General features: G+C 35.6%; 14 protein-coding genes. 1 reads left to right on the forward strand and 13 read right to left on the reverse strand.

Annotated features, from left to right (window positions below; all coding sequences use genetic code 11):
• Positions 1-447 precede the first annotated feature (447 nt).
• From A5819_RS17370 to A5819_RS17420, 12 genes are all read right to left on the reverse strand, one after another.
• Positions 448-792 carry a hypothetical protein gene (locus tag A5819_RS17370; RefSeq protein WP_086282303.1) on the reverse strand — a complete coding sequence of 115 codons (345 nt, stop codon included), beginning with the start codon at positions 790-792 and terminating at the stop codon, positions 448-450.
• Between the two features lie 13 nt (positions 793-805).
• Positions 806-2062 carry a glucosaminidase domain-containing protein gene (locus A5819_RS17375; protein ID WP_086282305.1) on the reverse strand — a complete coding sequence of 419 codons (1257 nt, stop codon included), beginning with the start codon at positions 2060-2062 and terminating at the stop codon, positions 806-808.
• Between the two features lie 15 nt (positions 2063-2077).
• On the reverse strand, positions 2078-2278 hold the full coding sequence (locus A5819_RS17380; protein ID WP_086282307.1) for a hypothetical protein: 201 nt from the start codon (positions 2276-2278) through the stop codon (positions 2078-2080).
• Between the two features lie 22 nt (positions 2279-2300).
• Positions 2301-2615, reverse strand: coding sequence for a hypothetical protein (locus A5819_RS17385; protein WP_086282309.1), 315 nt, complete (start codon positions 2613-2615; stop codon positions 2301-2303).
• Between the two features lie 77 nt (positions 2616-2692).
• Positions 2693-5233: a SpaA isopeptide-forming pilin-related protein gene (locus tag A5819_RS17390; RefSeq protein ID WP_086353076.1), complete on the reverse strand. Its 2541-nt coding sequence runs from the start codon at positions 5231-5233 to the stop codon at positions 2693-2695.
• 164 nt (positions 5234-5397) lie between these two features.
• The gene (locus A5819_RS17395; RefSeq protein ID WP_086282152.1) at positions 5398-6570 is read right to left on the reverse strand and encodes a hypothetical protein; all 1173 of its coding nucleotides are present in this window, start codon (positions 6568-6570) and stop codon (positions 5398-5400) included.
• A 17-nt stretch (positions 6571-6587) separates the two neighbouring features.
• A complete protein-coding gene (locus tag A5819_RS19400) occupies positions 6588-6752 on the reverse strand; it encodes a hypothetical protein (protein ID WP_217809037.1) in 165 nt (54 codons plus the stop codon).
• Between the two features lie 34 nt (positions 6753-6786).
• Positions 6787-7047 (reverse strand): helix-turn-helix transcriptional regulator, encoded by a 261-nt coding sequence (locus A5819_RS17400; protein ID WP_086282148.1) that lies wholly within the window; start codon positions 7045-7047, stop codon positions 6787-6789.
• Between the two features lie 17 nt (positions 7048-7064).
• Positions 7065-7739, reverse strand: coding sequence for a hypothetical protein (locus A5819_RS17405; protein ID WP_086282146.1), 675 nt, complete (start codon positions 7737-7739; stop codon positions 7065-7067).
• A 23-nt stretch (positions 7740-7762) separates the two neighbouring features.
• Positions 7763-7954: a hypothetical protein gene (locus A5819_RS17410; protein WP_086282145.1), complete on the reverse strand. Its 192-nt coding sequence runs from the start codon at positions 7952-7954 to the stop codon at positions 7763-7765.
• A 14-nt stretch (positions 7955-7968) separates the two neighbouring features.
• Positions 7969-8268, reverse strand: coding sequence for a hypothetical protein (locus A5819_RS17415; protein WP_086282142.1), 300 nt, complete (start codon positions 8266-8268; stop codon positions 7969-7971).
• Between the two features lie 420 nt (positions 8269-8688).
• Positions 8689-9003 carry a hypothetical protein gene (locus tag A5819_RS17420; protein WP_086282140.1) on the reverse strand — a complete coding sequence of 105 codons (315 nt, stop codon included), beginning with the start codon at positions 9001-9003 and terminating at the stop codon, positions 8689-8691.
• Between the two features lie 802 nt (positions 9004-9805).
• Between A5819_RS17420 and A5819_RS17425 the strand changes: the two genes are divergently transcribed.
• Positions 9806-10744 (forward strand): helix-turn-helix domain-containing protein, encoded by a 939-nt coding sequence (locus A5819_RS17425; RefSeq protein WP_086282138.1) that lies wholly within the window; start codon positions 9806-9808, stop codon positions 10742-10744.
• 193 nt (positions 10745-10937) lie between these two features.
• Here A5819_RS17425 and A5819_RS17430 read toward each other — a convergent pair whose 3' ends face one another.
• Positions 10938-12446: a primase C-terminal domain-containing protein gene (locus A5819_RS17430; RefSeq protein ID WP_086282136.1), complete on the reverse strand. Its 1509-nt coding sequence runs from the start codon at positions 12444-12446 to the stop codon at positions 10938-10940.
• Positions 12447-12881: the final 435 nt, after the last annotated feature.

The raw sequence follows: 12881 nt of genomic DNA on the forward strand, positions 1-12881 counted from the left end.
TTTTAGAATCTAATTCCTTATTGTATATAAAAACAGGGTTGTCAGAAATTCTTTATAATAATCGACTTTATATATATATTGTTGCTTGTATACTCAATATTTTTTCTACTTACATGCTTAAACAAAGCATTGCGAAAATTGATATTTATTTAAAAAAATCAACTGACTTAGAAAAAAGCACAACATTGCTTTTGAACTACTATGAAAAACAAATTGAACTTGCAGAACGTCGACTAAATTTGTTTAAATCTTTTTCTTTTCTTCCTGTGGTTATTCTTTTCATAAATAATTTAAACTCATTAAAACAATCAAATACAAACATACAATTTGAATCCTTGATTTTTATTGATCCCATTAATGTGTATCTTTTATTGAGTATACTTATCTATTTTCTATTTACATATAACAGCTACAGGAAATGTCAAAATTTGACCAGATTCAAAATTTTCATTTTAGCTCAACTTCAGAAAGAAGAGTTGAAAAAACAGCATACAGAACGTGGTATCTACTGACTATTTGATCCATTAATTTGTCGTCATTTGTAAAATGCCACCAAACATTAGGTTCAGAAAGAATAAAGTTAAGATCTCTATTATGACGTATTCTCTCCATGTACAAAGGAAATGTGAAATCGTGCTTATTTGGTTGGCTTTCTTCTAGAAAGCTATTAATTATTGTTGATACTCGCCTTAATTTCTTTTTGTTTATTGGATTCATAGTAAAAATAATTAATAAATCAACTTCTGACAAAATAATGGAAAGAACTTTCTTCTCAATTTCTTTACTTTTCATACCGTTAACGCTCCTATTTCGGTGTAATATACATCAACGTGTTCACAACACCCGCTGGAATCACTCGTGTAGAGACAATCCCTAGCCCTATCGCATTCATTTCAGAGATCAAAATAGAACCGTCGGAATAAATTTTCTCTACGAAGGCCACATGTCCATAATCTGGATCAGCACCTAGCTCTCCAGGCTCAAAGGATACAGCTGTACCAGCTTTTGGTGTATGGCTTACTTCATAGCCTCTAGCAATCCCTGTCGCTCCCCAATCTGCGCCATTGCCCATATCTAAATCAACATAACCACCCAGCTGAATAATGCGATTATACGTATATTGAGTACAATTCAGAGGGGCATAACTATTTCCTTCGTCGTAATTCTTCCCATTATACGGTTCAAAATCACTTTCACTTGGGGCAACTTCTGCCTTCTCACGATCATATTGCGTTAAATCGTAGGTCTCAATTAAAGAATTTAATTTTACGTTGTATTGCGTGTCGGTCGCATACACGCCTGTTAAGGCTTGTGTCGCATTTTGATACGTCACCGCTTCACTTTTCCATGCGCTTTGGTAAATGGTTGGATTCCCATTAATACCGTCTGTAAACAGCTTACTGTAGTCTTCAAAACTTTCTTTGTAGCTTGGATACAGTCGGAACGCTGCTTCGATAGAATAGAAATTTCCAAATCCGTCGTCTTCAAGCGTTGGTAAGGTTACTGATTGTCCTTCATAGTCGCCCTTGATCCCAAATAAATTATTATAGGGTGCTTGGGATAACTGGCTGCCACCTGATCCTGATTCTAGGATTGCTTGTGCGATCATGACTGATCCAAACAAATTTTTTTCGAGACCGACTTCTCTCGCCTGATCGCCAATACGGGCCACAAACTCTTCAGTAGTTTGTTCTCGATCAAAATGAATGGAAGACGGCTCTACAGGAATGATCGCTTCATTAACTGGTGGTGCTTCCTGAATAACTTCAGCTGGCGATACTCCTACCACTTCACTAGATATAGGATCTACCGAAGGAATCGTTTCGTTGCTTGATTCGGTTGTTTCTATTGGCTGACTTTCTTGTGTCGATTCGGTGGGCGGTGCGATTGGCTGACTAGACGATTCTTGCGTGATCGATTCACTTGTACTTGTTTCTACTTCTTGTGCCTGCTCACTAGATTCTTGCGGTGTTTGTTGCACTTCTTCCGCAAAGGTCGTCAAAGGTAAGCCGCTGCTGAATAATACCGTAGCTAAGAGTAGACTTAATGTTTTTTTCTTCATGAGTTCCTCCTCGTTTTATATCGCTATGAGATACATAGATTCTTTTTGACGGGTTAGTTTCCTGTTTAATGTGTCCAGTTCCTTACGTAATTGGCGATTTTCTTCTTCTAGACTTCTACACTCTCGTTTTTCCTGTTCCAAAGAATAAAAGCAATTCTTGTATTGCTCTTCTAATGTTGCTATACGTGCCATGACTTGATTTCCTTTTTGACACATCGCAATTCCCCTCCTTTGAATATTAACGTATGATAATAAACCCTCGTGGTGAACGAATAATTCGGGTGTAATCGATCACTTGGACATGCCCACTTGGGTAAATAATGCCAAATGTTTTAATATGATTCTTTGCCCCACCACGTTTGTAATACGTATCCGGTCGCTTCAAAATAGACGTTGTGATAATATACAAGATTGTTTCTGATTTTCTGATATATTTTCTTTTTCGGTCCAATTCTTTTATAACAAAACGATCTTGCACATACAGGTATCCATTAGAATTGACTAAATCTAGGTCGTCAATCGTTACACGCTCCCTTTCTGCTGCTTCTGACATAGTGTCTTCCTCTCTTTGATAAAATAAAAAAGCGACAAACTGATTAAAGTTCATCGCTTCGCTGTTGATATAGTAAATTATGCCACTTCGTCTGTTTCTGCTTTCTTGAAGACAAACAGAAAACCAACTAATGCAGCAATAGCAAATCCAATCATCATGAATGTTGATTGAATGGTTTCACCCATGCTTGGTAGTGTTCCTGTTTTTGTTGGTGTGCTTGGTGTTACTGGTGTTTTAGGTTTCTCTGGTACTTTTGCAGTTTCAGTAACTACGGTTTGATCTTTATTGTATAGATCTGTTTCTTCAGCAATCACTTTGCCGTCTTTATCTTTGGCAACGTGGGTAGCGACTAATGCCTCCCCTTCTTTTAAAGTATCTTTTTTCAAATCCAAAGGAACCTTAAAGGCTTCAGATTTTTCTTTAAATGTCTTATCGGTTTCATCCGTACCAACAACACGTTGATTGATAATGACACCATTATTGTATTTAACCGCTACAAATTCAGTGTAGAATGTCATAGGTGTATTAACCCAGGCGTCAGTTACTTTTACTGTATCTTCCAGCTTGTTGTCTTTGGTTGGATCGATTACTTTTTTACCGTCTACTGTTGCAAATAATGTCGTAATTTTCATAGGAATTTTTGTATTTTCCCAATTAATGGTACTGTTTGTTTTGTCTTTTACTTCTACGATCATTGAATGTGGTTGATTTGGTGAAATTGTCCAACCGTCAGGATATTCTACTTCTGAGAAGCGATATTGTCCTTCTTTTAGCTTCAGTTTGTTCGTTTCAGCGCTTGTATTGAAGGTAAAGTTCACGTCTTTTGTATTTTCGCTTAATCCTTCAACATGAATTTTAGCGCCTGTAATATTTAAAAGGGAAGAGAGATCTAAATCAGATTTCTTGTTAAAGTCAATTTCACCAGTTTTTAACTCATTCTTGAAAATACCTAAGTCATACGTTGCTACATCAACTGTCGATACTTCATAAGGAACATTAAATGTAACGGGTTCAAATTGGCGGTAGTTTTCAGGTTCGTTTATTTCGTCAAAAATGTATTCGTTTTGTTCACCGTTGACGAAAGGAATCGTACTCTTTCCTTTCCCTTCAACATCGGTTAACATAGTATCAAGGTATTCTCCTGCTGGTGTTAGGACTGTCTCTTGGTCGGGTGCAGTCGTATCATTGTTGTTTTTATTCGTGAATTCAGCGCCTTCTAGGGGAATATCTTTATATACTGGTGTTCCTTTAAGGGCTGTTTCTTTAGCGTCAAACACTTCTTTTTCTTTTTCAAACGTCACCACTGCGTTTTGGTGGTTATTTTGTTGCGTAATTTTTGTTGTTTCTCCACCTTTAATTTTTCCTTTGATTGGTGTTTGATCCAGTGTGTATCCTGCTGGAACTGCGGTCTCAACTAGGTTGTATTCTGTACCATCAACGTATTTATTTGAAAGTGGCGCCCAACCGTCAGCACCTGTTGTAAAGGTTACTTTGTCTTTGCCGATCGTTCCAGTATAGGTTGTATTTGGAACCATTTTTTTAGTAATTTTATCTTGTTTCCCGATTTGGATTTGCCCTTCTTTGATTGCTTCCACATCGATTGTAGTTTGAGCAGGATCACTAACGGAAAACTTACCAACCATTTGAGATCCTTCTTTGATATAAGCGATTGAAACTCCGTCAATCATGGTTTTTCTTAGCTTAATCTGTGCATTATCAGACGTTTCCTCAGTTACCTCTATAGTTAACTGATTTCCATTTCTAGTTAATTTTAGACCGCCAGTAGATACATCTTTTATATATTCTTCTAAAACACCGTTAGTATCAGTTAATGTAACTGGTTCTCCCATTTTGACTGTAATCTTTTGTTTATCAAAGCTAGGTTTGGTGTAGTAAGCTGCAATGTTCGCATCGATTTGGGCTTTCTTCGCTTCAAATCCATCATAGCTACCGCTAAAGGAAGCACCCATTTTTTGCCACATATACCCCTGAGAAGTGTAATACATTTCATGTGATTGTTCTTTCGGATAACCGAAGTTTCCGATATTTTCAAACCATTCTCTTTGTTGAGCTGTTAGATCAGCTGGCGTATACCCTTCTCCTGCTTGCGCTGCGACACCTGGTTCGATACAAAATACAACTTCACCGTCCATTTTTAATACAGGCATTTGACCTTCCGCCCAATAACCATTTAGATCAACTCTAAAAGAGTACGGTGTATATTCTGACGTATCTAATGCAGAACGTCTAAAACGTGTTTGCTTTTCTTGTACTGCTACTTGTTCACCTGATTTATTAGTATATCCAAAAGAAACTTTTCCCATTCCTGAAAAAACGGAATACATTTTCTGAGTTTTTTCGGTTTCAGTAAGCAGTGGATCATTAATAATTTCTTTCGCTTTTTCACTAAAATCGCTTGTTTGTGTCGTTTCAATATCTTCTAACTTAGTTACTGTTTCTGTTGTACTAGCCGTTTGTTCAGTAGTGGTATCAGTCGATTCTTGCGATTCTGCAAAAGCAGTCGCTCCCGGCATAAATGTTTGTCCCAAAATCAACATCGCTGCTAATACGGTTGTTGATTTTTTTAACCCTGTAATCATTTTTTGCTTGTAATTCATTTTTTTATTTCCCTTCTTTACATCGTATTTGTTTGATTGTTTTTCTTGCATTTCACAGGTAAAATACTGGCGCTCGTATTCTCATAATATCTACCCCTTTATTTTTTATGTATAATAAAAGACGATAGCTATCGCTATCGCCTTACTACATTTATTTACTATTATTATCGTGGGCTAATGTACATTGCACCATCTATAATTGTTACTGCAAATCCAGACCATCCTTGACTTTCAGCATATGCCCAACAAGCATCTTCTGAATAAAACGGCCCAACTGTTCCAGCTGGCGGTCCAACAGGTTTAGACGGTTCTGTGGGTTGTTCTGGCTGAACGGGCGGCGTTGTGCCTGTATTCCCTCCACCACCGTTTGAAGTAGGTGGTGTTTGTTCTTGTGGTACTTGCGGTTGAGGTGTTTGTGGAACATACCCTCCATTATCTGTAGCTCCACCAGTCCCAGTGTAATCAGGAGTTGGTTGTCCTTGATTCCCTTGTGTTGGTGCTTGCGCTGTTTCTTGTGCTTCAGTTGTTTTAGCTTGCTGCTGTGGTGTGCCACTTTCTTGTTTTGTTTCAGCTTGTCCTTTCGCTTCTTCAGCTGCCTTTTTATCGATATCAGCCTTCACTTTGCTTAATTGATCCGTCAATGCTTTTTTAGCTTTAGCATTTTTGACCTTATCAACTTCTGTTTTAGCCGTATCGTAAAGCTTTGTGTCAGTAGAAATCACTTTATCTTTATAAACCTTTGTAGTGGCTTGTTTTGCCTTATCCAGCTGTTTTAATTGGTTTTCAGCTTCAGCAGTCAATGACTGGATTGTCTTTTCAAAATCAGACGTTGGTTTCTCAACTGATTTTTTCACTTGATCGATTGTTTCTTGTTTCAAATCATCTGCGATCGGCAACTCTTTTGAGATCTCAGCACCATTTACAGCTTTCTCCTGAAATAATTTATTCACTGCTTGCTGCTTCTCAAATGTCGTTTCAAGTTTTGTCATTGTTTTATTTACTGCTTCTACCTCTTTGTCAAAAGAAGTATGGTCAACTTTCAGTGTCGTTTCTTTAAGACTTGTTGCATTTTCAACCTCTTTTTTTAGTTCTTTTATCTTGCTCTCTTGCATATTTTCTACCAGATAGGAAGGTGATTTTTTGTCGAAATATCCTTTCAAATCTCTATTTAAAGTCTTCAGTGTTGCTTCCTGTTTTTTTACTTCAGTTTGTGCTGCTTCCAGCTTTTGTTTAGATTGGCCACTAGAGTAGGCATACGCACTACCGCCACCAATTACCGCAACTGCTACCAAACAGAGTGCTACTGTTTTTTTCGTTTTGTTCGTCCACTTTTTCATGTCTAAATCCTCCATTTTTAAATTATTTTCGATTCATGGTACAAGTCCATTGCTTCAAATAAGGAATAACTGATTAATAAGGCAATGAACAGACTATTTTGTTCAAAATTCATTAAAATTAAAAGTACCGCTACTAACAATGAGCCCAAAACTTTAATTTTGTACTGATTCATTTTTTTCATGATTCCACCCACTTCTACTCCAATAGTAAAGTATTCAATCCTCAACGTCCATCATTTCCATAGTTTCTGGCTCTCCAATTCGTGTAAAAGTAAAGATTTGTTCAATTGGAACCTCGAAAACATCGGCTATATCGTGGGCTAGTAAAAGTGACGGATTGTATCGATTCCGTTCTAACTGAATGATCGTCTGTCTTGATACACCGACTTTATCAGCTAATTGTTGTTGTGTCATACGACATTTTGCTCGCCATACGTGAATGCTTGATTCAAAGTTACTCAATTTTTTCTTTGGCATGATATCTCTCCTTTAATCTAAAAATCTACTGCCCAATAGTTCTGATTTAATTTTTTTACTTTTCTTGATACATCTTCTAAAAGTTCCTTCTTTTTCAGTCTATTAATTTCATTTAGTGGTGGAAAAAGCTGAATAACTTCATATTGAAACATTGTATCTTCTTTATAAGGACTTTCAGCAATTGTACAAATCAGATCAGAAAATTCTTTTCCAGAAGACCAACGATTTTTCCAAATATACCACTTCATTTTTCTTTGAAATTTTTTATAGTCTGAGAATAAGTTCATTACCTGCAGAGCTTTCTCATATTCTTTCTCATTATATGAATAAAACTTATCTTGTATACCAAAAACTGAGTATATGGACTTTTCCAGTAATTTTCGTAAAACAATGATCGCGATTAAGAATGGTAGCACTGATAAACAAAGATTCAAAGTCATTGATAAAACGTTTTGAATTGAGTTATCTAATGCCGTTATTGTCGCCTGTCTAAAATTGCCTTGTTGTATTTCTAAAAGATTCAACAAGGTATTTTCCTCATTCGTAGAATCAGTGATGACTTCACTTTCTTTGACCTCATACGAGTTTTCTTCACCAATACTTGATTCTTTAAATATTATTGTTGATCCTAGTCTATAATCGCTTGATCTCCAAGTTTCTTCTTGATTGCTAGAATAATCTTCGTCATTCATTGCACCCTCTCACCTCTTTACATTTATGTTCTTTTAACCCCAACACACGATACAACGCTTGTACCTTTCTTAACTGGCATATAATACAAAACAATTGCTTTTGACTCATGAATCGCTTTATATAAGACAATCACTATTTTTTGCGACCACTTGAACTTGTTCCGTGTTTTTTGAATATATTCTTCAATCATTTCTTTACTTGAAAATTTAGCCATAAATAATTTCTCCTTTATGGAAGCAGTGTCGCTTCCATTCTTATATAGGTTACTGTTATTGACCTACCACTCGGATAGTCTAAATCCCGTACTGTCACCAATTTTTCATGCTGCGATTTCGTAACACTCAATGCGCTTGTTCGCTCTAAACCGCTATACAATAAGCTTTTTTGCTCCATTGTCCAATGCTTTTTGGCATTTGTTAGTTCAAAATAGTTTTCAATTACAATAGATTCTCGTTTTCCTGTTCGTAAAAATCGAATAAGTTCAGCAACCAGCTGTCGTTGTTCACGCTTTTTCTTTCTTTGGCTCATACTATTCCCCCTTTTTTTATAGATTTCCTTTATTCATTAGTGAAATTCGCTTTTTGGCAACAAAGCGTACCCTGCTTATCTTAGGCTTGAATAAGCAACCTTCGGCTTGTATCACACAATGTCCGTGGAAAAAGTATCAGAAATCCTTCTGCTAACGACTGGTTCCTCGTGGAACGCTCAACCGCTCTACTTACTTTCATTGCGTGATACAACCCCTGTTTACGTTCTCTTCCCCTCAAAAGATACTAGCTCTGCCGTTACGAGCAAACAACCAAACCGACAGTTATTTGGTTGCTCTTTTTCCTGAATAATCTCCTTTCTTTGCTCGAAATATAGTATTCAGTTTTCAAAGAACCGTTAAACAATACAAGGTTTCAAGGGATTTTTTTCACTAACCAACAAAAGAAATCTATTGCTGGTTTATTTTCTACGTCCAATCACGTAGGGTTCGACTAGAAATTTGAGTGCTTGATCTGGATGTGATCTTCTTGCAATTACAAGGTCTTTATTCGCAACAGTTTGAATATTTTTATAAATTTTGCTTAGTTCTTCAACTTCAGACCTAATAGTCTCATCTTCGTTTTGAGTAAGACACATAAAATGACCATCCCAATGATTTGACCAAGTTTGTTTGTCAAACGTTCGTACTGTTGTTGATTGTCGTATTACATCAAGTTGAGAACAATATCCTCTGTACTGAGCTTTACCTTTACGCTTACTAGTAGCTTTTGACATAAAAATTCTTCCTTTCTAAAATTGATTTTGACAAGTTAACGAACAAACGAACAACAAAAAAGGGGTGAGACACATTTTACTGTATCTCACCCCTTAAATTGCAACAATCACACACGTTTTTTATTATAAATTCTCTTACTTCAGGTTCCATCCTACACAAATACGCTCTTTATTTAATACAGTAGCGGTTTACTGAATTTAAATAAATGGTTGTGTAAGACTCTACCATAACAGAAAAACACTCATTCCCCTGTTAATTTTTGTAAAGAATTGCTATAATAAGACGTTGTGACGTTAGTTGCAACTAGGAGCCGCGACAGGTTCATGTGTATCCGACATGGAACTGATCACGTTATAATTCCGCTTGACCTTCTAAATGAATTGGCGTTCGTTTAGTTGGAAGGGATTATAACGGGCTCTTTATTTTGTTGTTCGCTAACTTCTTAAAGTCAGTTTTCTTTTTCAATTTATCTGTTAACTACGTTTAGACGATAACACAGACTAAATAATAATTCAAGACATTTCTAATCAACCTGAAGTCAGAATGTATGTTCCAACTAAAGAAACAACTGTCACTAAAATTGTTACGGTACCCATAATCTCAACTCCTTAAATTTTTATTAGAAATATTCCTTATCTAATTATAACATGATTAAAATCGTTGTAAAGAACATTAAAAATGCTATAGCTATTTTGGAACAACTAAAATCGCTATAAATAAGCAAAATACATTTTATACTCCTCAAAAAAGGTGAATTTTAAGATAAAAAAAGCTATAATAGAACATAAAGGAGGGTTTAAATTGACAAATAGTAATGTTTATTCAAATATATTCTTAGCTTCACTCAAAAATATTAGAGAATTACGAGGGATTTCTCAGAAAGATATTTTCCCGAATAACGCGAATCACTCTGCATATTCCAAACTAGAGAATGGCACTACAAGTTTAAAAATTGATCATTTAGACGAGATTTTAAACAGTCTAGATATATCCTTAGAAGAACTATTTCATTGGACTTACTCCACAGATAACGTGAACAAATTTCGTACCATATTTAAAGAAATCGGTAGACATCCCAATGACTTAGAAAAGAAAAAAGATTTTTTGAGAGAATTTTATTTTAATGATATTCCCATAAAAAATATGAGTAAAAAACAATTATCCTATTACTGCACTATAAAAAATCACTTTGGCAGTATATGGAAAGAAGTAGGGTTACTTACTAAAGAAGAAATTGCTTTAATAGTCTCCCTTTTAGATAAAAAAAGTTTTTATAGTCAATATGACTACACAATAGCCCTCAACATTGTCCAATATTTAACAGATCAACAACTTGATTCAATTGTTTCTGACATGTTGCCTGTTAAATTCATAGAAAAAAGAACACCCTATTTACTTTCATCAGCATTCAACATTCTTACAAATGCAATAACTTGCTATGTTTACAAACTAGACTATATAAAAGCCTGGGACTATGTTCAATTAGCTGAACCTCTTGTAAAATATACCACTGGCTATTACTCTAAAGTAAACTTAGAATACAGTAAATGCCTAGTCAAACGATTCCTAGAAAGAGATATCAGATATTTTGATGACGCTTGGCAAATTATAAATATAACACGTGCAATAGGAGACTATCAAACTGCCGATGAAATGGAAACTGAAATCAATAATCTAAGCACTAGAGCAGATTATTACCTTGATTTCAAACACTATGAATCACTACCAATAAATGAATAAATACCTAAAAACACTAGCTGTATTCTATAAACCAAGGCTGCACCTATCAAACATACGAAATTTAACAACATACTCCTAAACACGGCAAGTACACCTGATGTAAAACCACACATTTATTCATGCTACTCAGCACTCTCGAAAACTAAAGGGCAGTATCCTAGATATAATGTATTGGCAGTGTGCATGTTTTAATTTATCCAGTGTCCCATAGATTTGTTTGCTCACCAAATAACCCTGTTTTCTTCTCTTTTCCTGGCGTTTCAATCATCTTGGTTAGTATATCTGCTTCTTTAAAGAATGTTCTTATGGCGTTTTTATACGCCTTTTTGACGTGCTGATTCACCACTATTACAGTGCGAATCAGCGCTTTTCTTGTTGCTACGACTAGCCCACCACCTCTGCCAGCTTTTACTTCTACGTAAATTTTACCTTCAGCTTTTAACTCGTTCAAAGCCTTGTCTAGTGATCTCTTTGGAATAGGTTTATCCTGGTACTGTACAGCTGCTTGTAATTCACTCTTAGTCAGCTCAATTTCTGGTCGGTATCTATAGCATTCACTCTCCAGGTATTCTAAAATATCTGCTTTCCATTCACCGACGTGTGATCTTTTACGTTCTGATCGATCTTTTTTGTGTTTATACCATCCATTAAATTTTTGCGTAAATAATTGGTCTTCAGAGAGTGATTCTGAGCCCCAGTTCTCTAGCAAAAGCAATACCTTCTCCTTATTGGCTCCTGGAAAACGTCCAGAATAGGCACTTTTGACAGTTCTAACAACATCTTGATTTTTCAAAGGCATTTTTAGATTGCTATTAAATTCATCCATGACATCGAAACATTCGTCTTGATCGATACCAGAAGCATAGTAAGCCAAAGAAAGAGTATAAATAGCATTATTACGGCCTAACTTTCCCTTTGTTCCAACAATTTTAGGATTATTAAGCAATGTATCTACCCACTTTTCATCAACTTGTCGGATCTCTTTGTGTTTTAACAATGTCAATTTTGAGCTTTTATAAGTACGTGAAGGTTGATATTTCATCGACCAACTGATTAATTGTTGCATATCTTTCGTCATTGCAGGGTAAAAATAGGCGATATTATCCGTACGTGGAATACGAGCAATCCCAAAATGATTGCAGCCGAGATCCACTGAAGGTAATGTTTCAGCGAATGCTTTTCTCAAATTTTCTGACACACGTTTGGCCACTTCCACTGACTGATAATTATTTTTTGACGAAATATACCAGGCGTTTTCCAAAATAAAATACGCTTGATATCCTCCTGGAGTTTTTAAAATCAGTGTTGGGATCAATTCTAAATCGAGTGCAGCATCAAGGATCATTTGAGTATCCAGTTTTTCTCCTGGTGATCGATCAAAATCAATGACAAAAGTATTGATCTGCTTTAAATTATCTTCAGCGTGACCTTTTACGATCGTGCGGCCATCATCAGCATACGTACCGTAGCTATATACGTTAGGTGTCCAGTGTGTAAAGCAATCTTCATTTTCCCAAAGAGCTTCTTCAGAAGTCAGAACGATTCCACGAGAAGCGATCATATTTTCCTTAGATCTAAACCCGAAAATAGCGCCTTTGTTGCCTTCTGGTTTTGTGTTAAACGGACGGACTTTGCTATTTTTGAATTTGTATTTGCGAACACCATCTTTTAACACTAGACTTACGATCTCTGATACTTGCATGATTTGACACCTCCTTTTAAGATAATAAAAACGAACACTTGAAATTACAGTGTCCGTTTCATGAAAAGCTTATTTCGTCTACTCTAAAGTCATTTAGGGTACACGAAATAAGCCTTAAACTATTGAATTTTTTCGCAAAATTTGCTATAATAATTTAGAGCAATGGCGATAAATCAGTAGTTTAGACTAGACACTTATAGGATTGACAGTTTTGTAAATTGTTTGAGTTTAAAATTTTTTAAAGCCATTTTAATCCAGTAGTGAGACGAGCAACACTTTTTAGGCGTTGTGACAATTCAAGTTGGTCCTTGAGTTGTATTACGTCTCTTTTTTTTGTTTTCTAATTCAAGATAAAGTATTTTAAATTTAATTGCAAGTCATAATTTTAGTCAAAAAACTAATATTATCATACTATCATATTTATCTTTTTAACTA

It is taken from the genome of Enterococcus sp. 7E2_DIV0204 (assembly GCF_002140855.1).
Lineage (GTDB): Bacteria > Bacillota > Bacilli > Lactobacillales > Enterococcaceae > Enterococcus_L > Enterococcus_L lemimoniae.